The sequence below is a fragment of the Micromonospora sp. NPDC048871 genome (assembly GCF_043198155.1).
In the GTDB taxonomy this organism is placed as follows: domain Bacteria; phylum Actinomycetota; class Actinomycetes; order Mycobacteriales; family Micromonosporaceae; genus Micromonospora.
Window position 1 is genome coordinate 298,834 of record NZ_JBICUM010000003.1, and the last position, 20,306, is coordinate 319,139.

Annotated in this window: 22 protein-coding genes; 11 read left to right on the forward strand and 11 right to left on the reverse strand. The window is 70.4% G+C overall.

Going from position 1 to position 20,306, the window contains the following annotated elements:
- Positions 1 to 160: 160 nt before the first annotated feature.
- The 6 genes from ACGFIK_RS10345 to ACGFIK_RS10370 form a co-directional block, all read right to left on the reverse strand.
- A complete protein-coding gene (locus ACGFIK_RS10345) occupies positions 161 to 1,309 on the reverse strand; it encodes an acyl-CoA dehydrogenase family protein (RefSeq protein ID WP_327023478.1) in 1,149 nt (382 codons plus the stop codon).
- A gap of 82 nt (positions 1,310 to 1,391) precedes the next feature.
- Entirely contained in the window at positions 1,392 to 2,924 is a 1,533-nt protein-coding gene (locus ACGFIK_RS10350; protein ID WP_327023479.1) for an acyl-CoA carboxylase subunit beta, read from the reverse strand.
- Between the two features lie 203 nt (positions 2,925 to 3,127).
- Complete coding sequence (locus ACGFIK_RS10355; RefSeq protein WP_327027335.1) at positions 3,128 to 4,036, reverse strand: hydroxymethylglutaryl-CoA lyase; 909 nt, start codon at positions 4,034 to 4,036, stop codon at positions 3,128 to 3,130.
- A gap of 96 nt (positions 4,037 to 4,132) precedes the next feature.
- Positions 4,133 to 5,470, reverse strand: a complete 1,338-nt coding sequence (locus tag ACGFIK_RS10360; protein WP_327023480.1) for a biotin carboxylase N-terminal domain-containing protein — start codon at positions 5,468 to 5,470, stop codon at positions 4,133 to 4,135.
- Between the two features lie 99 nt (positions 5,471 to 5,569).
- The gene (locus ACGFIK_RS10365) at positions 5,570 to 6,196 is read right to left on the reverse strand and encodes a TetR/AcrR family transcriptional regulator (protein WP_327023481.1); all 627 of its coding nucleotides are present in this window, start codon (positions 6,194 to 6,196) and stop codon (positions 5,570 to 5,572) included.
- 149 nt (positions 6,197 to 6,345) lie between these two features.
- On the reverse strand, positions 6,346 to 7,491 hold the full coding sequence (locus ACGFIK_RS10370) for an FAD-dependent oxidoreductase (RefSeq protein WP_327023482.1): 1,146 nt from the start codon (positions 7,489 to 7,491) through the stop codon (positions 6,346 to 6,348).
- 107 nt (positions 7,492 to 7,598) lie between these two features.
- Here ACGFIK_RS10370 and ACGFIK_RS10375 point away from each other — a divergent pair, with 107 nt between their 5' ends.
- A complete protein-coding gene (locus ACGFIK_RS10375) occupies positions 7,599 to 8,225 on the forward strand; it encodes a TetR family transcriptional regulator (protein WP_327023483.1) in 627 nt (208 codons plus the stop codon).
- Positions 8,226 to 8,274: 49 nt separating this feature from the next.
- Here ACGFIK_RS10375 and ACGFIK_RS10380 read toward each other — a convergent pair whose 3' ends face one another.
- The gene (locus ACGFIK_RS10380; protein ID WP_327023484.1) at positions 8,275 to 9,165 is read right to left on the reverse strand and encodes a sulfurtransferase; all 891 of its coding nucleotides are present in this window, start codon (positions 9,163 to 9,165) and stop codon (positions 8,275 to 8,277) included.
- A gap of 354 nt (positions 9,166 to 9,519) precedes the next feature.
- Between ACGFIK_RS10380 and ACGFIK_RS10385 the strand changes: the two genes are divergently transcribed.
- Positions 9,520 to 10,497 (forward strand): LPXTG cell wall anchor domain-containing protein, encoded by a 978-nt coding sequence (locus ACGFIK_RS10385; protein ID WP_327023485.1) that lies wholly within the window; start codon positions 9,520 to 9,522, stop codon positions 10,495 to 10,497.
- Between the two features lie 45 nt (positions 10,498 to 10,542).
- On the opposite strand, the gene ACGFIK_RS10390 is transcribed toward ACGFIK_RS10385, so the two are convergent.
- Positions 10,543 to 11,322, reverse strand: coding sequence for an SGNH/GDSL hydrolase family protein (locus ACGFIK_RS10390; RefSeq protein ID WP_327023486.1), 780 nt, complete (start codon positions 11,320 to 11,322; stop codon positions 10,543 to 10,545).
- Between the two features lie 188 nt (positions 11,323 to 11,510).
- Between ACGFIK_RS10390 and ACGFIK_RS10395 the strand changes: the two genes are divergently transcribed.
- The 9 genes from ACGFIK_RS10395 (at position 11,511) to ACGFIK_RS10435 (ending at position 18,663) form a co-directional block, all read left to right on the forward strand.
- Positions 11,511 to 12,155 carry an SUMF1/EgtB/PvdO family nonheme iron enzyme gene (locus tag ACGFIK_RS10395; protein ID WP_327027337.1) on the forward strand — a complete coding sequence of 215 codons (645 nt, stop codon included), beginning with the start codon at positions 11,511 to 11,513 and terminating at the stop codon, positions 12,153 to 12,155.
- Positions 12,156 to 12,358: 203 nt separating this feature from the next.
- The gene (locus tag ACGFIK_RS10400) at positions 12,359 to 13,165 is read left to right on the forward strand and encodes a helix-turn-helix transcriptional regulator (protein WP_327023487.1); all 807 of its coding nucleotides are present in this window, start codon (positions 12,359 to 12,361) and stop codon (positions 13,163 to 13,165) included.
- Positions 13,153 to 13,338: a DUF397 domain-containing protein gene (locus ACGFIK_RS10405; RefSeq protein ID WP_327023488.1), complete on the forward strand. Its 186-nt coding sequence runs from the start codon at positions 13,153 to 13,155 to the stop codon at positions 13,336 to 13,338. The genes ACGFIK_RS10400 and ACGFIK_RS10405 overlap by 13 nt, the downstream gene beginning before the upstream one ends.
- A gap of 93 nt (positions 13,339 to 13,431) precedes the next feature.
- Positions 13,432 to 14,604: a histidine kinase gene (locus tag ACGFIK_RS10410; protein ID WP_327023489.1), complete on the forward strand. Its 1,173-nt coding sequence runs from the start codon at positions 13,432 to 13,434 to the stop codon at positions 14,602 to 14,604.
- On the forward strand, positions 14,601 to 15,254 hold the full coding sequence (locus ACGFIK_RS10415) for a response regulator transcription factor (protein WP_327023490.1): 654 nt from the start codon (positions 14,601 to 14,603) through the stop codon (positions 15,252 to 15,254). The genes ACGFIK_RS10410 and ACGFIK_RS10415 overlap by 4 nt, the downstream gene beginning before the upstream one ends.
- Before the next feature lie 48 nt (positions 15,255 to 15,302).
- Complete coding sequence (locus ACGFIK_RS10420) at positions 15,303 to 17,048, forward strand: proline--tRNA ligase (protein ID WP_327023491.1); 1,746 nt, start codon at positions 15,303 to 15,305, stop codon at positions 17,046 to 17,048.
- A 78-nt stretch (positions 17,049 to 17,126) separates the two neighbouring features.
- Complete coding sequence (locus ACGFIK_RS10425; protein ID WP_327023492.1) at positions 17,127 to 17,552, forward strand: CBS domain-containing protein; 426 nt, start codon at positions 17,127 to 17,129, stop codon at positions 17,550 to 17,552.
- Positions 17,553 to 17,578: 26 nt separating this feature from the next.
- Positions 17,579 to 18,019 (forward strand): SufE family protein, encoded by a 441-nt coding sequence (locus tag ACGFIK_RS10430; protein WP_327023493.1) that lies wholly within the window; start codon positions 17,579 to 17,581, stop codon positions 18,017 to 18,019.
- An 8-nt stretch (positions 18,020 to 18,027) separates the two neighbouring features.
- A complete protein-coding gene (locus tag ACGFIK_RS10435; RefSeq protein ID WP_327023494.1) occupies positions 18,028 to 18,663 on the forward strand; it encodes a DsbA family oxidoreductase in 636 nt (211 codons plus the stop codon).
- Positions 18,664 to 18,708: 45 nt separating this feature from the next.
- Here the strand turns inward: ACGFIK_RS10435 and ACGFIK_RS10440 are convergent, their stop codons facing one another.
- The 3 genes from ACGFIK_RS10440 to ACGFIK_RS10450 form a co-directional block, all read right to left on the reverse strand.
- On the reverse strand, positions 18,709 to 19,254 hold the full coding sequence (locus tag ACGFIK_RS10440) for a YbaK/EbsC family protein (protein WP_327027338.1): 546 nt from the start codon (positions 19,252 to 19,254) through the stop codon (positions 18,709 to 18,711).
- 88 nt (positions 19,255 to 19,342) lie between these two features.
- Positions 19,343 to 19,537: a hypothetical protein gene (locus tag ACGFIK_RS10445; protein ID WP_327023495.1), complete on the reverse strand. Its 195-nt coding sequence runs from the start codon at positions 19,535 to 19,537 to the stop codon at positions 19,343 to 19,345.
- Between the two features lie 64 nt (positions 19,538 to 19,601).
- Positions 19,602 to 20,237, reverse strand: coding sequence for a GAP family protein (locus ACGFIK_RS10450; protein WP_327023496.1), 636 nt, complete (start codon positions 20,235 to 20,237; stop codon positions 19,602 to 19,604).
- Between the last annotated feature and the right edge of the window lie 69 nt (positions 20,238 to 20,306).

Genomic DNA, 20,306 nt, shown 5'->3' on the forward strand with positions numbered 1-20,306 from the left:
GCCACGGACATTACGGGCCAGGACCGACAGCCGACACACGAGCGTCAGCCACCCGACCGGTCGATGCGGAAAGCCGACAGGATGAGCCGGGGTCAGCCGCGCAGGGCCGGCGCCAGGACAGGTGGCCCGTCGAGCCCTGGCCCCGGCTGCCCGGCTCGGCTCACATCCCCAGGTCCCGCGCGATGATCATGCGCTGCACCTCGGAGGTGCCCTCGCCGATCTCCAGGATCTTGGAGTCCCGCCAGAACCGGGCCACCGGGTACTCGTTCATGAAGCCGTACCCGCCGTGGATCTGGGTGGCCTCCCGGGCGTTGTCCACCGCGATCGTGCTGGCGTGCAGCTTGGCGATCGCCGCCTGCCGCTTGAACGGCTCGCCGGCCAGCATCCGGGCCGCCGCGTCGTAGTACGCCAGCCGGGCGGTGTGCGCCTTCATCTCCATGTCGGCGACCTTGAACTGGATCGCCTGGTAGTTGCCGATCGGCTGGCCGAAGGCGTGCCGCTCGCGGGCGTACTTGATCGACTCGTCGACGCAGCCCTGGGCCAGCCCCACGGCCAGGGCGGCGATGGCGATCCGACCCTCGTCGAGGATGCGCAGGAACTGGGCGAAGCCCCGGCCCCGCTCGCCGAGCAGGTTCTCCGCCGGCACCCGGCAGTCGTCGAAGGTCAACTCGTGGGTGTCCGAGGCGGTCCAGCCGACCTTGGAGTAGCCGGGGGCGACCGTGAAGCCCGGGGTGCCGCTCGGCACGATGATGGTGGACAGTTCCTTGGCGCCGTCCGGTCGGGTGCCGGTGACCGCGGTGACGGTGACCATGGAGGTGATGTCCGTGCCCGAGTTGGTGATGAAGGCCTTCGAACCGTTGATCACCCACTCGTCGCCCTCCAGCACGGCCCGGGTCTCCGTGCCCCCGGCGTCCGAGCCGGTGCCCGGCTCGGTCAGCCCGAACCCGGCCAGCGCCTCGCCGCTGAGCAGCTTCGGCAGCCAGCGGGCCTTCTGCTCCTCGGTGCCGAACCGGTAGATCGGCATCGCGCCCAGGGAGACCGCCGCCTCCAGGGTGATCGCCACGCTGGAGTCGACCCGGGCCAACTCCTCCAACGCCAGGCAGAGGGCGAAGTAGTCGCCGCCCATCCCGCCGTACTCCTCGCTGAAGGGCAGGCCGAACAGGCCCATCTTGCCCATCTGCCGGATGATCTCGTACGGGAAGGTGTGCTGCTCGTAGTGCTCGGCGATGACCGGCGCGACCACCTCGCGGGCGAAGTCCCGCACGCTGTCGCGCAGGGCCTGGTGCTCCTCGGAGAGCCGGAAGTCCATCGGGTTCCTCCTGTGTGGACGGCCGTCGGACGCTTGTGGCGCCGCCGACGGTGCCGGTGATGACTGCTGCGGGTACGCCGGTTCAGACGGGGGTTACGCCGTGCCGACGCCGGGAGAAGTGCCGATCCTTGCTCCGGGCGGCGGTGAAGCGGCGGACCAGTTCGGCGCGCAACTCGTGCGGCTCGACGATCGTGTCGATGACCAGTTCACTGGCCAACCGGACGATGTCGATGTCCTGCTCGTACTCGGCGCGCTTGGCGGCGACGAAGGCAGCCCGCTCGGCCTCGTCCTCGATCGCGGCGATCTTGTTCGCATACACCGCGTTGACCGCGGCCTCCGCGCCCATCACCGCGATCTTCGCGGTGGGCAGGGCGATGGTGGCGTCCGGCTCGAAGCCCGGCCCGGCCATGGCATAAAGACCAGCGCCGTACGCCTTGCGGACCACCACACAGATCTTGGGTACGGTCGCCTCGGAGATCGCGGTGATCATCTTTGCACCGTGCCGGATGATGCCCTGCTTCTCCACCGCGCTGCCGACCATGAATCCGGGCACGTCGGACAGGAACAGCAGCGGCACGTTGAAGGCGTCGCAGAGCTGCACGAACCGGCTGGCCTTGTCGGCCGAGTCGACGAAGAGCACCCCGCCCTTGAACATCGAGTTGTTGCCGATCACGCCGACGACCTCGCCGTTCAGCCGGCCGAACCCGATGGTCAACTCCTTGGCCCAGAGGGCCTGGATCTCGAAGAAGGAACCCTCGTCGAGCAGCCCCTTGACGTACCGCCGCATGTCGAAGGCCTGCCGCTCGCTGGCCGGCACCAGCGCGGCCAGGTCCGCCTTGGCGGGGGCCTCGACCGGCTCCGCCGTCGGCGGCTGCTGGGTCCAGTTGGCCGGCAGGTACGACAGGTAGCGCTTGACCACGTCGAGGGCCTCGGCCTCGGTCTTGCAGAGGAAGTGCCCGACCCCCGACTCGGCGCAGTGCACCTTGGCACCGCCCATCGCCTCCAGGGTGGTCTTCTCCCCGGTGACCATCTCGACCATCCGGTCGGAGCCGAGGTACATGCTGGCGTTGCCGTCCACCATGGCCACCACGTCGCAGAACGCCGGGATGTAAGCGCCGCCGGCCGCGCTAGGCCCGAACAGTGCGCAGACCTGGGGAATCGAGCCGGAGGCGCGTACCTGATTCCAGAAGATCTTGCCGGCACCCCGGCGCCCCGGGAACAGCTCCACCTGGTCGGTGATCCGGGCCCCGGCCGAGTCGACCAGGTAGACCATCGGGACCCCGGTGTCGTACGCCCGCTCGATGATCCGAATGATCTTCTCGACGGTACGCGCGCCCCAGCTGCCGGCCTTGACGGTGGAATCGTTGGCCATCAGGCAGACCTGACGCCCGTCGATGGTGGCCGTGCCGGTCACCACCCCGTCGGCGGGCAGGCCCTCGGCTAGGGCGTTGGCGAAGAGTCCATCCTCGACGAAGGATCCCTCATCGACCAGCAGCGCCACCCGCTCCCGGGCGAACAGCTTGCCCTTGGCCGCGTTCGCCGCGTGGTACTTCTCCGCACCGCCGGCCCGAACCCGCTTACCGAGTTGCTCCAGCGCGCCACCGTCTACCGTCACCACGGCTCCCCACCCCCAGCCGACCTGAACGATCGTTAATCTACCCCACTCCCCCCACCCCCCACCACGCCTCACCCACCCGCCCTCTGCCCCGCCCCCGCGACCCCTCCCGCGATCTTGCACTTTGTGTCGCCCATATGCACCTTTCATGGCGATACATGGCGACCAAAACTGCAAGATCGCGGGGGAGGGTGGGGGTGGGTTTAGGGGAGGGGGGTCAGGAGGGTGCGGGGGCCAGCGCGGAGGACGCCGGAGGGGAGGCGGCGGGCGGTCAGTTCCTCGGCGAGTTTGGCGGCCTCGATCAGGGCGTCGAGGTCGATGCCGGTGTCGATGCCCATGTCGTGCAGCATGTGCACGGCCTCCTCAGTGGCCAGGTTGCCGCTGGCACCGGGGGCGTACGGGCAGCCGCCCAGGCCACCGACGCTGGCGTCGAACTCGGTGATCCCGAACTCCAACGCGGTCAACAGGTTCGCCAGGGCGGTACCCCGGGTGTTGTGGAAGTGCAGCAGCACCGGGATGTCCGCGTTGCGCTCGCGTACGGCGGCCAGCAGGTCCCGGACCCGTCGGGGGGTACCCATGCCGGTGGTGTCGCCGAAGGCCACCCGGTCGGCGCCGTCACGGACCACCCGGTCCACGATGGCGGCCACCCGGCCGGGGTCGATGTCCCCCTCGTACGGGCAACCGAAGCTGGTAGCGATGATCACCTCGGCGGTGGCGCCGGCGCCGTGCAGCAGGTCGATCAGCTCGGCGATGTCGTCGAGCGACTCGTCCGTGCCGCGGTTGACGTTGCGCCGATTGTGGGTGTCGCTGGCGGAGACGACGACTTCGATCTCGGTGAACCCGGCGGCCAGGGCCCGCTGGGCGCCCCGGGAGTTGGGCACCAGCGCCGAGTAGTTCACCCCGTCGACCTTCGTCGCCCGCTGCCACACCTCGTCGGCGTCGGCCATCTGCGGGATCGCCTTCGGGTGCACGAACGACACCGCCTCGATCCGCCGTACCCCGGTGTGGGACAGCGCGTCGAGCAGCCGCACCTTAGCCTCGGTCGGAATCGGCTCCTCGTTCTGGAGCCCGTCACGCGGTCCAACCTCCCGGATGGACACAAACCCCGGCAGTTCCGTCATCCTGGCCACCTCACTGTGACACCCATCGAGCCCTGCTTCCTTTCCAGCATCCCACCCCACCCACCCGACCCCTGTTGATCGAAAAGTTCAGCGCATGCGGGTTATCAGGGTGGTGTCGTAGGTGCCGGAGGTGAACTCCTGGTTGTCCAGGAGTTCGGTGAAGAAGGGAAGGTTGTTCTTGGGGCCGGACAGGGCGAAGTCGGCCACGGCGGTACGGGCCCGGGCGATGGCCTCGGAGCGGGTGTCGGCGTACACGATGAGCTTGGCCATCAGGCTGTCGTAGAAGGGGGTGACCGTGTTGCCCTCGACGTAGCCGGAGTCGACCCGTACCCCCTCGCCGGTGGGCTCCACCCAGGTCTTGATCACCCCTGGGCCGGGCAGGAACCGCTTCGGGTCCTCGGCGTTGATCCGCAACTCGATGGCGTGGCCGCGCGGACTCAGCGCGTCCGGGTCGAAGGTGGGCGGCAGGCCGGCGGCCACCCGCAGCTGCTCCTCGACCAGGTCCAGGCCGTAGACCAGCTCGGTGACCGGGTGCTCCACCTGGAGCCGGGTGTTCATCTCCAGGAAGAAGAACTCGTCCGTGCCCGGGACCAGCAGACACTCCACCGTGCCGGCGTTGCGGTAGCCGACCGCCTCACCGGCCCGTACCGCCGCGGCCAGCAGGCGTTCCCGCAGCTGCGGCGACACCGCCGGGGAGGGGGACTCCTCGACCAGCTTCTGGTTGCGGCGCTGCACGGAGCACTCCCGCTCACCCAGGGCCACCACCCGGCCGTCGGCCAGCCCCAGGATCTGCACCTCGACGTGCCGTACCCGGGGGAAGTAGCGCTCGATCAACACCGAGCCGTCGCCGAACATCCGCTCCGCGAACGCGCGCACCTTGTCGTACTCGGTGCGCAGAGCGCTCTCGTCGGCGGCCACCCCCATGCCCATGCCGCCACCGCCGGCGGCGGCCTTCACCATGACCGGGTACCCGATCTGGTTCGCGGCCGCGACCGCCGCGGGCAGGTCGGCCGCCGGCTCGGTGGTGCCGGGGGCCACCGGAACCCCGGCGGCGGCCATCAGGTTCCGCGCGTTGATCTTGTCGCCCATCGCGCTGATCGCGTCCGCCCCCGGTCCGACCCAGACCAGGCCCTCGGCCTCGACGGTACGGGCGAAGTCGGCGTTCTCCGACAGGAAGCCGTAGCCGGGGTGGATGGCCTGGGCCCCGGTCGAGGCGGCGGCGGCGAGGATCGCCTCGGTGTTGCGGTAACTCTGCGCCGGGTTGGCGGGCCCTACACAGACCGCCTCGTCGGCCTCCCGCACGAACGGCAGATCGGCGTCCGCCTCGGAATGCACCGCGATCGCGCGTACGCCGAGCCGCCTGGCGGTACGGATGATCCGGCGGGCGATCTCGCCCCGGTTGGCGACCAGCAACGACTCGATCATGGGTCCTCCGAGCGTCCAGATGGTGGGACCGCATGCTAGGCAGGCCCACCGCCATGGAGCAAGGAAGGGCCCTCTTGCTGGAGCCCCGGGGAGGAGACCTCAGGCCGGTCCGGTGGGGGCCAGCAGCGCGGCCAGGGTGGCGGCGCGCAGCAGTTCGGCCCGGCGGCGGCGGTCCACCTCACCACCGAGGAAGGGGGTGGAGTTCATCAGGCCGAAGGCGGCGTGCGCCAGCACCCGCGCCTCCCCGTCGGGCAGCCCGTCGTGCAGGGCGGTCAGCACGGTGACCCACTCCTCCACGTAGAGCCGCTGGAGGCGCCGGATGCGCCGTCGGGGCTCCTCGGGCAGCCGGTCCAACTCGTGCAGGTGCAACGCGATGACTGCGGGATTGGCCAATGCGAAGTCGACATGAAAGTCGATCAACGACTCCAGGGCGGCACCTGGATCGCCCGGGTGGCCGGCGGCGCGCTGACGGCCTCCGTCGAGCAGTCCCTCGCTCACCGGCACCAGCGCGGCGACCAGCATCGCCTCCTTGCCGGCGAAGTGGTGGTAGAGGGCCGGGCCGGTCACCCCGGCCGCCGCGCCGATGTCGTCCATCGACACCCCGTGGTAGCCGCGGGAGGCGAACAGCCCCACCGCGATCTCCAGGATCTCGTCCTTGCGGGACCGGCGCCGCCCCGTCCCCGTAGCCCCGCTGTTCGCGCTGCGGGCCCGCTGCTCCACCGTCACCGGGCAAGCCTAGACCGAGGCCGATGACCGGGGGCAGGCTTGGTTACCCGCCAGTCCGCCTGCCGGGAACGCCCACGTGGCGATGGCCGCCGACGACCGGTCACGAACAGCACCCGCACCAGCTCAGCGGGCGGATCGGCCGCTGGAGGTCACGCCCGCTGGTGCAGCCCGGACAGCCGCAGGGCGATCCGGCGGCGTACCGGGGGCAGCCCGGAGACCAGGCGCAGCAGCACGTCCCGGGCCGGCCGGGCGGGCGGGGGCACCACGGCGAGCCGGGTCAGCCGGCCGGCGAAGCCGGCCACCTCCTCGGCCAGCGGACGACGCCGGGCGGCGTACTCGTCGAGCAGCCGGTCGGGCCCCCCGGCCAGCACCTCGGCGAGGGTTTCCCCCAGGTCGATCGCGTCACGGATGCCCAGATTCATGCCCTGCCCCCCGGCAGGGCTGTGCACATGACCGGAGTCACCGGCCAACAGGATCGGCCCGGCGCGGAAGGTCTCGGCCACCCGCTGGTGCTGCCGGAAACGGGAGGACCACAGCACCTCGCGTACCCGGTCGGGGCGGGCGGCCGGGCCGCGTTCGTCGAGGATCCGTTGCAGGTATGCGGCATCGGGCTCGGCCGGCGGGTCGGTGACCGTGGCGACCAGGCGGACCTGGTCGCCGGGCAGCGGCACCCAGACCAGTGGACCGCCCCGGGCCAGGAAGATCGAGGCCCCTTCGCGGGACATGGTGCTGTCCATGAGCACGTCGGCCAGCACGAAGGATTCCGTGTCGGCCCGCCCGGTGAAGGGGATGCCGGCCGCCGTGCGTACGGTGCTGTGCATTCCGTCGGCCGCGATCACCCACCGGGCCCGCACGGTGGCGCCGTCGAACCGCGCCAGGGCGCCGGCATCGTCGAGGTCCAGGCCGGTCAGCCGGTACGGACGCAGCACCTCACCCCCCGCCTCGGCCAGCTGCTCGGCTAGCACCTGCTCGGTGACCGACTGGGACACCGTCAGGGCGTACCGATGTCGACTCGGCAATCCGTCGAACGGCACGGTGACCAGCACCCGGTCCCGGTCCCGCACGGTGATCCGACGGGAGGGCAATCCCCGCGCCACCAGGAGGGCTGCGGCGTCGATGCGGTCCAGCATCTCCAGGGTGTACGCGTGCACCACCGCCGCCCGGGAGGTCACCTGGGGCCGTTCCCGCTCGTCGACCAGGGTGGCCTGGACACCGTGACGGGCCAGGGTGAGCGCCGCGGTCAGCCCGGTCGGGCCGGCGCCGACGATCAGGACATCCGTTCGTTCGGGCAGCATGGCGACCTCCGAGGCATCTGCCAACATCTGTTTGCCAACAGCCGTTGACCTGACGGTAAGTCGACCCGGAACCGGAAGTCAACGATCGTTGGCATACTGTCGGTCAGATGACGGAAGGCGTACACCAGCGGCAGGGTGGATCGCAGGCGCAGCCGGCAGCCGGGGTGCGGGGAACGCGTCGCTCGGAGGCGACCCGGGCGGCCATCCTGCGAGCGGCCCGGGCCCGATTCGCGGCCGACGGCTATGACCGGGCGACCATCCGCGCCATCGCGGCGGACGCTCGGATCGATCCTTCGATGGTGATGCGCTACTACGGCAACAAGGAGGGGTTGTTCGCGGCGGCGGCCGATTTCGACCTGCGCCTGCCGGACCTCGGCGGGGTGCCCCCCGAGCGCCTCGGCGACACCCTCGTCGGACACTTCCTGACCCGCTGGGAGGCCGACGACACCCTGCCCGCCCTGCTGCGTACGGCGTCCACCAACCCCAATGGAGCGGAGCGGCTACGCACCATCTGCGCCACCCAGCTCGGCACGGCAGTGGCCCGGGTCATCGCCGATCCCACCCAGGCTCCCCGCCGGGCCGGTCTGATCGCCGGCCAGCTACTCGGGGTGGCCCTCACCCGCTACGTCCTGCGCATACCACCCATGGTCGACATCTCCCTGGCCGAGTTGCGCGGCTGGCTGGCCCCCACCATCCAGCGCTATCTGATGGACGAGACCCCCGTCGATCGTTGAAGTCGCCGGGGACGGCCCGCCCGGCGACTTCGACGATCGGCCCGAGGGATCAGGTCGGGTTGGGGCCCTTGACGACGGGGGCGCGCACCAGGTTGCCCCATTCGGTCCAGGAACCGTCGTAGTTGCGAACCTGGGGGTAGCCGAGCAGGTGGCGCAGCACGAACCAGGTGTGGCTGGAGCGTTCCCCGATCCGGCAGTACGCGATCACGTCGTCCTCCGGGCTCAGCCCGAGCTGATCGGCGTAGATGGCGCGCAGTTCCTCGGCCGACTTGAAGGTGCCGTCGTCGTTGGCGGCGGACTTCCACGGCTTGCTCACCGCACCCGGGATGTGCCCACCCCGCAGCGCACCCTCCTGCGGATAGTCCGGCATGTGCAGCATCTCGCCGGTGTACTCACCCGGTGAACGCACATCCACCAGCGGCTGACCCGCCGCTACGTGCGCCGCCACCTCCTCGCGGAAGGCCCGCACCGGCGCGTCGTCGCGCTGCGGCACCGGGTACTGGGCCCGGGGCCGGTTCGGCTTGTCACGGGTCAACTCCCGCCCCTCGGCGATCCACTTCTGTCGCCCGCCGTCGAGCAGGCGCACATCGGCGTGCCCGAAAAGGGTGAAGACCCAGAGGGCGTACGCGGCCCACCAGTTGAAGTTGTCGCCGTAGAAGACCACCGTGTCGTCACGGCCGATGCCCTTGGCGGCGCAGAGTTCGGCGAACCGTTCGGCATCCAGATAGTCGCGGGTCACCTGGTCGTTCAACTCCAGATGCCAGTCGACCTTCACCGCACCGGGAATGTGCCCGGTGTCATACAGCAGCACGTCCTCGTCGGATTCGACGACGACCAGACCCTCGTCGTGCAGATGCTCGGCCAGCCACTCGGTGGTGACCAGCCGCTGGGGATCGGCGTAGGACTGGAGTCGGGAATCGGGATCACTCGGCACAGGCATGGTCCCCAAGGTACCCAGTCGTGAGCTGCCGGGTGGCCGCTCCGATGACGGGACAGCGCGACGGCGCCTGGCCGAATATCGTCGGCAATGACACTCGCCGTTCCCCTGGAAGGTTTCGCTGTGACTGTTGGTCGTCGCTGGCTGTCACGAACGGTGGCCGCCGCACTGCTAGTCCTTGCCGGTACAGCTCTTCCCGCTGGTCCCGCCGCTGCAATGGATCCGGAGCCGAAGTTCGACTTCGATCTGCTCGGCACGACGGCTTCAGTGGGAGTCGAAAAGAAGCGAATCTATCTCAGATTCACCAACCTGACGTCTGACGAGACCCCGACCGGGTGGCAGTTCAGCCTCGGCCCCATGAACTCGGAACCGTGGCAGAATGCCGCCGTCGAGTGGCCGGGACGGGGCACTGACATCGGTGAGTGCGACGGCGAGCCCGACCACTTCTACTGCCACATTGTTGACTCCTGGTATCCGGAGTTCATGCCGTCTCCCGGCGGGACGGTCGAGATTCCGCTCGACCTACATGTGCACAAGCAGGAACCGTTCGAGGGCACGTTGTCGATGACCGTGTTCGCGTACTGGGACGACGTCAGGTCGCCCGATGTCAAGAAGACCTTCACGATCAAGATCGTCGACGAAGACGAGGCTGACCTTTCGGTGATCGCCCCGGACGTGAAGCAGTCCGTGCGGGTAGCGGCGGACGGCAAGCTCGAAGCGACCGGGCCGCTGAACCCGGGCGAGACGGCCGCCGTGCGCTACCGGATCGTCAACCAGGGCCGGAAGGCGGTCAGCGGGGTCAAGGTCACCCTGGGCCTGCCCGAGGGAACCGCCTTCACCCAGCCTCCCAAGGAGTGCGCGGTCGACGAGGACGCAGGCTCGGCGGTCTGCACCTACGACACCCTGGCCCTCGTACCAGTCGCCGAGGACACCGACCCCAAGGACGACATCCACTCCGCGGTCGAGCTGCACAACCTGATTACCGTGCCGGCCGACACCAAGGCCCCGGTCACCTTCAAGGGCGGGACCGTGCAGGTCGAGGGCCTGACCGAGGAGGTCGTCGCCAAGTCCGACCGGGTGGGCACCACGCTGCCGGCGAACGCGGTGGCCGTACCGGCGGCGGATGTGGATGCCAGCGACAACCAGGACGGTTTCTCCGTCGTGGTCGCCGCCCCCCGCAGCGGTGGGGACGACGGCGGCAACGGGGGCGGGGGTGAGCTGCCGATCACCGGGTCACAGACCACCCTGATCGCCGGAATCGGTCTGGTCCTGCTGGCCGGAGGCGGCCTCATGCTGCTGCTGACCCGACGCCGCAACCGTCTGCCGCACGCCTAGCCCTGCACGCTTGACCGGGAAGTCGTCGTGCCGGCGGCTTCCCGGTCAGCGCGGCGGCGGTGACGAGAAAGGGCCGAGCAGGGGGCGTTTGGCGGTCAGGGTGTCGCCGGAGGAGCGGCCGGTGATCCGGCGCTTGATCCAGGGAGCCAGGTGCTGTCCGGCCCAGCGCAGGTCGGCCGCCCGGGCGGAGAGCCAGGGCGTCGGCTGCGGGGAGGGCGGTACGAGCAACCACTGTTCGTCACAGCCGACCCCGAGGGCGGTGAGCACCTGGGCGGCGACCCGACGGTGACCGACCGCAGACAGGTGCAGCCGATCCGTGCTCCACAGCATCGGGTTCAGGTAGGTGTCGTCGGCGTACAGGTCGACCAGGATGGCGCCGTGCCGCTCGGCGGTCTCGCCGACCGCCCGGTTGAGCAGCGCCACCCGGGGGGCGATGAACCGCTGACCGGGCAGTCGGGCCATCACGTCGGCGAACCGGAACAGCACCACGTCCGCGCCGTCCGCCCGCAGCCGGCCCACCACCTGGTCGAAGCGGCTGACCAGGGCATCCGGGTCGAAGGTACGACGCAGCACGTCGTTGCCACCGGCAGCGAAGCTGATCAGGTCCGGCCTCATCGCCAACGCCATGGGCACCTGCTCGGCCACCACGTTCGGGAAGGTGCGTCCCCGGATGGCCAGGTTGGCGTACTGGAAATCGGGGCCGGCCTCGGCCGCCAGGCGGGTGGCGACCAGATCGGCCCAGCCCCGGAAGGTGCCGTCCGGATACGGGTCGTCCAGGCCTTCGGTGAAGCTGTCCCCGACCGCGACATAACTACCCCAGCGCACCACTGCTCCCTTGAGCGGAGTAAGGAAGGGCACCTTATTAACGCCTGCGGTATGGGAAGGGCCCCTTCTTAACGTCGCAGAGTCTGGCACCCGGCAGGCATGTCCGGCTGCCCCGGACACGCGATCGTGGCGGAGGTCATTGCCCGTCGACTGGAGTACGCTCCCTGCTCGTGACGGCGCAGCTAGCCATGATTTCCGTCCCGGCCGGGTTGGTGACGCTGTCGGACCGGCGTACTCAGCGGCGCTGGTCGGTACGACTCCAGCCGTACGACATCGCCGCCGTCCCGATCACCCAGGAGCAGTACGCACAGGTCACCGGCGAGCACCCCAGCGCGGCCACCGGCGATCGGCTACCGGTCGAGAGTGTCTCCTGGTGGGATGCGATCCGCTTCTGCAACGCCCTGTCCCAACAGGAGGGTCTGACCCCGGCGTACCGGATCGAGGGCGAGCAGGTCGACTGGACCGTCGACGCCGAGGGATACCGGCTGCCGACCGAGGCCGAGTGGGAGTACGCCTGCCGGGCCGGCACCACCGGCCCCCGATACGGACCGCTGGACGAGATCGCCTGGTATCGCGGCAACTCCGCCGAGCGGATCCACGAGGTGGCCGGCAAGCAACCCAACGCCTGGGGCCTGTACGACATGTTGGGCAACGTGTGGAACTGGTGTTGGGACGTCTACGACGCCGAGGTCTACGGCAGCTATCGGGTGCTGCGCGGCGGGGGCTGGTTCGACGAGCAGTGGAGCTGCCGCGCCTCCGTACGCCGTCGCAGCCATCCGACGTTCACGGTCGACGATGTCGGTTTCCGGGTGGCCCGCCGGGCATCCCGCTGACTGTTGCCGGGGCCGCCCCGTCCCATCTGGTCTGAGGCGACCCCTGGGCAGCCCCACCCCGTCCCCGGTGGATGGGAGCAAGACCGCTACGTGACATTCTGCTGATCGCACGACTACGGTCGGAAGGCAAACGCGCGGGCCGGGGTGTTCTCCACGCCGGCCCGGGAACCCCGTGGGAGCGGCCAAGAGATCGTGGAGGCACTGTGGAATCGGAGCCGACCGCCGAACTGATCCGGGCCCAGCTGCGCAGGCTGCGACTGGCCGCCGGGATGACCCAGGAGGATTTCGGCAGGCTGGTGCACTTCTCCGGCTCCCAGATCTCCGCCATCGAGCTGGGGCAACGCCCCTTCGACCGACTCTTCCTCAAACGCGCCGACGAGGTGCTCGACAGCGACGGCCTGCTGCTGGGGCTGCTGCGCATCGCCGAGCTGCACGGTCAGCCGAGCTGGTTGCGGCCGTGGCTGGATGCCGAACGCGCCGCCCGCCAACTGCGCTGCTATCACCCCACACTGGTGCCAGGTCTGCTGCAGATCGAGCACTACGCCCGAGCGGTGATCCGCGCCGATGATCTGCTCAGCGACGACGAGGTGGAGCGGCGACTGGCGGTACGGATGGACCGGCAGGCCATCCTTACCCGGCCCGATCCGCCGATGCTGATCGCGGTGATCGAGGAGACGACGCTCCGCCGGGCCGACGAGAGTTTCCGAGGGATCATGCTCCAGCAGATCAACCACCTGCTCGACTGTGTGAAACGCGGCGGTGTGCTGGTGCACCTGATCCCCGCCGAGGTGAGCGTGCACGTCGGCCACGCCGGCCCGCTGACCCTGGCCCGCGGTGTCGAGGGCGAGTGGGTCGGACACCTGGAGAACCACGTCGGTGGCGCGACCATCGACGAAAACGAGGAGATGGCAACTGTGCTGGCGAGGTGGGAGGGCATCCGCAGCGTCGCCCTGCCCAAGGCGCAGTCCGAGCTGCTGATGAAGGAAGTGATGGACTCGTGGACGATCTGACCGGGGCGACCTGGCGCAAGTCGAGCCGCAGCGCCAGCGGCGAGTGCGTCGAGGTCGCCGACAACCTGCCGGGCGTGATCGGCGTACGCGACAGCAAGGACATCACCGGCCCGGTGCTCACCTTCGACCCACCCACCTGGCGTCGCTTCATCGCCTTCGCCAAACGCCCCTGATCCTTCCCACCGGACCGGGTACGTCCGTGGGCGACTGTCGGGGTCGCCTCCTGACGACTCCACCGGGTCGGGCCCGCGCCGTACGCTGAGTTCGTGGCCGGTCGTGCGAGGAAGCAGGCGTGCCGCCCCTGGGTCCTCGACCTCCTGCTAGGTGTGGGTGTCGCCGCCGTCGTCTCGATCGTGATCAGTGCCAACGAGGGTGGCCGACACGGGCCGGAAGGGGTCGCGTACCTGTGGGCCGTCGGCCTCGGGGCGCTGATGCTGGCCCGTCGCCGCTACCCGGTGCCGGTGCTGGCCGCTACGGTGCTGGGCCTGTGCGCCTACTACGCCGTCGGCTACCCGGCGATCGGGTTGGCCGTGCCGGTCGCCGCCGCCCTCTTCTCCGCCGCCGAGTACGCCCGACTGGCCGCCGCCGTCACCGCCGCCGTGCTGGTCACCGTGGTCTCGGTGGTCTTCCGCCTGGCCGAGGGGCAGGACTTCTCCTTCGTGGTCGGCTACGAGTTGGCCGGGCACCTGCTGTTGATGGGGGCGGCGATCGCTCTCGGCGACAGCGTGCGGTCGCGCCGGGCGGCGCAGGCGGACGCCCGGCGGATCGCCGATCTGATCGCGGCACGGTACCGGCAGGAGGCGCACACCCGGGTCCAGCACGAACGGATGGCCATCGCCCGGGACCTGCACGATTCCCTGGGGCACACCGTGTCGGTGATCGCCCTGCACGCCGATGTGGCCCGGGAGGCGTTGGGCCGCGACGAGGCCGCCGCCCGCTCGGCGCTGGAGCTGATCCGGTCGGCGGCCGGCCGCAGCCTTGTCGACCTGCGCCGCACGGTGACTCTGCTGCGTTCACCGGAGGACCAGCGCCGCACGGTGGTCTCGCTGGCCAACCTCGACGCGGTAACCCAGGCGGCCGGCGCCGCCGGGTTCGACGTAGACCTCCGGGTCGACCTGGACAACCCCGTCCCGGGTCCGGTGGAGGCCGCCGCCTTCCGGATCGTGCAGGAGGCGATAACCAATGTCGTACGACACTCCGCCGGCAGCCGGGTCGAAGTCCGGGTACGCCAGGACGAGGCCCGCCTGACCCTGTCGGTCACCGACACCGGCGCCGACGCCCGAGCCGACCCGGGCCTCGAAGCACCAAAGGCCAGCATCGGGCACGGCATCGCCGGGATGCGGGAGCGGGCCGAGAGCCTGGGGGGTCGGCTGACCGCAGACCCGGTGCCGGGGGGTTTCGCCGTCCACGCCGAACTTCCGCTGGTCGGGCCGGCATGACCAGGGTGCTGATCGTCGACGACCAGGATCTGGTCCGGGCCGGCATTCGTACCCTGCTGTCGGCCGATCCTCGGATCGAGGTGGTCGGGGAGGCCGCCGACGGCCGCTCCGGGCTGCGGCTGGCCCGGCAGCATCGGCCCGATGTCGTACTCATGGACATCCGGATGCCGGTGCTGGACGGCCTGGCCGCCACCGCGGCGATCCGGGCCGACGAGCAGTTGGCCGCCACCCGGGTGGTGATCCTCACCACCTTCGACGACGAGGAGGACATCATCGAGGCGGTCGGCCTGGGCGCCGCCGGGTACCTGCTGAAGGACACCCCCTCGGAGGAGCTGCGCCGGGCGGTGCTGACGGCGGCGGCGGGCGGGAACCTGTTGTCCCCCTCGGTCGCCCGTCGGGTGATGGAACGGCTGGCCGCCGCGCCCCGACCGGCCCGCCCCGATCCTCGGCTGGCCGTGCTGACCGAGCGGGAGCGGGCCGTGCTGGCCCGGGTCGGGCTGGGGGAGACGAACGACGAGATCGGCCGGGCCCTGTTCATCAGTCCGGCGACCGCACGCACCTATGTGAGTCGCCTGCTGACCAAGCTGAACGCCCGGGACCGTACCGCCCTGGCGGTGATCGCGCATCGGTCCGGGCTCAGCGAGCCCTAGTGCCCAATGCGTTGGCCCAGACCGCCCCTGCGGTCGTACCCTGCGGCAATGCTGCTTCGGATGTCCACCACCCTGCTCCGGACCCTGCGCGAGGACCCGGCCGATGCGGAGGTGCCGAGCCATCGGCTGCTGCTGCGCGCCGGCTACCTGCGGCGGGCCGCGCCGGGCGGCTACACCTGGCTGCCGCTGGGCAAGCTGGTGCTGGACCGGGTCACCGAGATCGTCCGGGCCGAGATGGCCGCGATCGGTGGCCAGGAGGTGCACTTCCCGGCGCTGCTGCCGGCGGAGCCGTACCGCACCAGCGGACGGTGGACGGAGTACGGCGACGACATCTTCACCCTGGCCGACCGGCGCGGGGCCGAGCACCTGCTCGCGCCGACCCACGAGGAGATGGCCGCGTTGCTGGTGAAGGACCTGTTCACCTCGTACCGGGATCTCCCGATGACGCTGTTCCAGATCCAGACCAAGTTCCGGGACGAGGCCCGTCCCCGGGCCGGGCTGCTGCGCGGACGCGAGTTCCTGATGAAGGACGCGTACTCCTTCGACCTGGACGACGAGGGCCTGCGGGCGGCGTACGCCCGGCACCGCGCGGCGTACCAGAAGATCTTCGACCGGCTGGGCCTGGACTACAGCGTGGTGCACGCGGTGTCCGGGGCGATGGGGGGTTCCGCCTCGGAGGAGTTTCTGGCGACCACCCCGGTCGGGGAGGACACCTACGTCGGCTGCACCGACTGCGCCTATGCGGCCAACACCGAGGCGGTCACCACCCCGGCACCTCCGGCCGGTGACCCGCACCGGCAGCCCGCCGTCGAGGTGCACGACACCCCGGAGACCCCGACCATCGCCGGCCTGGTAGCCCTGGCCAACGACCGGGCCCTGGCCGGTCGGACCGACTGGACGGCCGCCGACACCTTGAAGAACGTGGTGCTGACCCTGCGCCATCCGGGTGTCGAGGAGGTGGAGCTCCTGGTCGTCGGGGTGCCGGGCGACCGGGAGGTGGACCTGAAGCGGCTGGCCGCCGCACTGTCGCCCGCCACTGTGGACATCTTCGACGGCTGGGACGACCGTCCCGAGTTGGTTCGTGGTTACCTCGGCCCCCAGGTGCTCGACAAGCTGGGCATCCGTTACCTGGTCGATCCCCGGGTGGTGCCGGGGACGGCCTGGCTGACCGGTGCCAACGAACCGGGCCGGCACGCCACCAATGTGGTGTGTGGCCGGGACTTTACCCCCGAGGGCACGGTCGAGGCCGCCGAGGTACGCGCCGGTGACCCCTGCCCGGCCTGCGCCCAGGGTCGGCTGACGATGCGCCGAGGCATCGAGATCGGGCACATCTTCCAGCTGGGCCGCCGCTACACGGACGCCTTCGCCGTGGACGTGCTCGGACCGCAGGGCAAACCGGTACGCCTGACCATGGGCTGCTACGGCATCGGGGTGTCCCGGGCGGTGGCGGCCATCGCCGAACAGCACCACGATGAGCGGGGACTGGTCTGGCCCCGCTCGGTGGCACCCTGCGATGTGCATCTGGTGGCGGCGGGCAAGGGTCCGCAGTTGGAGGCGGCGGTCGACCTGGGTGCCCGGCTGTCCGCGGCCGGTCTGCGGGTGCTGGTGGACGACCGGACCGGGGTCTCGGCCGGGGTGAAGTTCACCGACGCCGAGCTGATCGGCATCCCCCGCACCGTCGTGGTCGGCCGCCGCCTGGCCGAGGGGTACGTCGAAGTGCGCGACCGGGCCACCGGCGAGCACACCGAACTGCCGCTGGCCGACCTGCTCCCCCATCTGACCGAGGACCGGTGAGCCTGCGCCGGATGGGGTGTAGCAGCCGGAGAACGGGGTACCGCATTCCGATCGACCTAACGTTCTCTGGAGGCTCTCATGTCCGACTATCGCGTCGCTGACGTGATGACCCGACAGGTCATCTACCTGCCGGCGGAAACCACCCTCGACGAGGCGGCCCGGGTGATGAAGGAGGCCGACATCGGTGACGTGGTCGTCACCGAGGGGGCCACCCTGGCCGGGCTGCTCACCGACCGCGACATCGTGGTCCGGGCGGTGGCCGCCAACAGCGACCCCACCACCACGACGATCGGTTCGATCACCACCCGCGAGGTGGTGATGATCGAGCAGAACTGCTCGGCCGGTGACGCGGCGGCCCTGATGCGCGAACGGGGGGTACGCCGGGTGCTGGTCTGCGATGTCGAACGCAAGCTGGTCGGCATCGTCTCCCTCGGCGACCTGGCGGTGCAGTTCGACCCCCAGTCCGCCCTAGGGCAGATCAGCGAGCAGGCCCCCACCCTGTGACCGGGGTACGCCGGTAGCCTGGCGGGATGCCCGAGATGCCGAGCAAGCTGGCCGAGATCGTCGACGAGTTCGCCGCCGCGCCACGGGACGTGGTGTTGGAGATGCTGCTGGAGTACTCCGAGGCGGTGCCCCCGCTGCCCGCCGGCCAGGAGGGCCACGAAGGCATGGAGCAGGTGCCGGAGTGTCAGACCCCCTTCTTCCTGCGCGCCGAGGTGACCCCCGAGGGCACGGTCCGGACCTTGTTCGACTGCCCACCGGAGGCGCCGACCACTCGGGCCTTCGCCGGCATCCTCGCCGAAGGGCTGGCCGGGGCCACTGCCGAGCAGGTGCTCGCCGTGCCGGACGACCTGTACCAGCGGATGGGTCTGGCGCAGGCGATCACCCCGCTGCGGGTGCGGGGCGGCACCGCCATCCTGGGCCGGCTCAAGCGGCAGGTGCGGGAACAGATCGCCGAACCGAGGGGTTGACCCGGGTTATGGAGATCGACATCTACTCCGACGTGGTCTGCCCCTGGTGCTGGATCGGTCGGCGCAAGCTGGACCTGGCCCTCGCCTCCTACGAAGGCCCGGTCACCATCCGGCAGCGGCCCTTCCAGCTCGATCCCACCCCGGTGACGGAGCCCCGGCCCCTACTGGAGGCGCTTAGCGCAAAGTTCGGCGGACCGGATCGGGTCCGGCAGATGGTCGACCGGGTAGCCGGGATCGGCGCGGACCTGGGGTTGGATTTCCGTTTCGACCGGGCGATCGCGGCCAACACCTTCGACGCGCACCGGCTGATCGACTGGGCCGGGGAGCGGGGCCGCGGGGCTGAGATGGTCGAGGTGCTGCACCGCGCCCATTTCACCGACGGGGTGGACATCGGCTCCACGGAGGCCCTGGCCACCCTGGCCGCCGAGGTCGGCCTGGACGGCACCGAGGCCCGCGGCTTCCTCGACTCCGACCGGGGAGTCGCCGAACTCACCGCCGAGCTGGATGCCGCCCGCCAGATGGGGGTGACCAGCGTGCCCGCCTTCGTGTTCGCCGGGAAGTACGTCGTCGCCGGTGCCCAGGAGCCGGCCACCCTGCTGGCCGCCCTGGCCGAGGTCGAGAAGCGCGAGGCCGTCGGCGCCTGAGCCGCCCGATGTTTCACGTGCAACAACATCGAGCAGGATGAGTATCTAGACCGGCTTGGCCAGATCCTCCACCACCCGCACGTTGGGCAGGGTGGCCAGCGCCGCCCCGGGCAACGCGATCTTGCTGTGCCGTACGCCGGAACCGACGATGACGTACGGCGCGGCCACCACCCGCGCGTCGACCAGGATCGGCCACTGCGCCGGCAGGCCGATCGGGGTGATCCCGCCGTACTCCATCCCGGTCAACTCGACCGCGTCGGTCATCGGGGCGAAGCTGGCCTTGCGCACGTCCAGGGCCCGGCGGGCCACCCCGTTGACGTCCACCCGGGTGGTGGCGAGCACCAGGCAGGCCGCGTACCGGGTGACCCCCTCCCGCTTGCCGGCGACCACGACGCAGTTGGCCGACTCGTCCAGCCCCACCTCGTACGCGGCACAGAACTGTGCGGTGTCGGCGAGTTCGGCGTCGATCGGTGCCACCAGCACCGAGTCGACCTCCACGGCGTCGGCCGGCCAGGCGGCCAGCGCGGCGGCCACCGGCGCGGCCAGCAGGTCGGGGCGGGTACGGGCAGGCTCGGTCTTCAACGTTCCCATCACAGCTGAGATCGTCGCATCCGCCGCAGGTCAGGCCGCCGGCAGCCGCCCCGAATCACCCGGTCTCCCCGAACTGGCCGCAGGGGTCTCAGCCGTTGTTGAGGAAGCCGTGCTTGTGCAGCAGGGCCCGATCCCGGGCCGCGGCCGCCTCCTCCGCGCGTTGGGTCTGCACCCTGCGCATCTCGGCGTCCTCAAGGGCGTGTCGGACGGCCAGCCGGATCACCCCGTACAGGAAGACGAATCCACAGACGTACAGAACGCTGGTGACGACGAACGTGAGCATGACTCGACCGTAGGTCGGGCCGACCGGGGACCAGGCCCGCCTCGGCGCCGTTCCCCCGAAGGTGTCACCGGGCCAGGTCGACGACGGTGAGCAGGAAGAACAGCGCGATCACCGCCTCGCTGACGATCCACGAGTGGGTGTCCGCCCAGGTCCTGATCCTGGGCAGCAGCACCCGGGCCCGGTCGCCCAGCAGCAGCAGGGCGAGCAGGGGCAGGGCGAGCAGGGTCAGGGTCAGCAGCACGAACGGCAGCAGGTGCCACCAGCTCTGATCATGACGGGCGGCGGTAGCACCGACCGCGATCATCGTCAGGCCGTCGGTCGGATTGGCCAGGAACAGCAGCAGGCCGACCCGGAAGGCGTACCCGGGGCTGGCGTGCTGAAGCCGACCCATCCAGCTCGGCGGACCCCGGTGACGAAGCAGGAAGACCGCGATCGCCAGCACCACCAGCAGTCCGAGGACGAGCCAGTCGATGGTCCGTTCCACCCCGTCGCGTTCCGTCCCGGTGGAGAACCTGATCCGGAACAGCCGCAGGGCCGCCCAGGCCACTGTCGTACCGCCGCCCACCACGATCGCCGCACCGGCCAGATAGCCCCACGAGGCGGCCCGGGGTCGGTCGGACGAGGCGAAGAAGACCGCCGCCACCAACTGGGTTCCGGCGATCATGACCACCGCCAGGGGCAGCAAGGTCAGGAAGCTCATCGGCGGCCGATCACCGCCGGACCCGACCGGCCAACCCTCATCCAGACCTCCCCGTGCCCGTCGTCATCC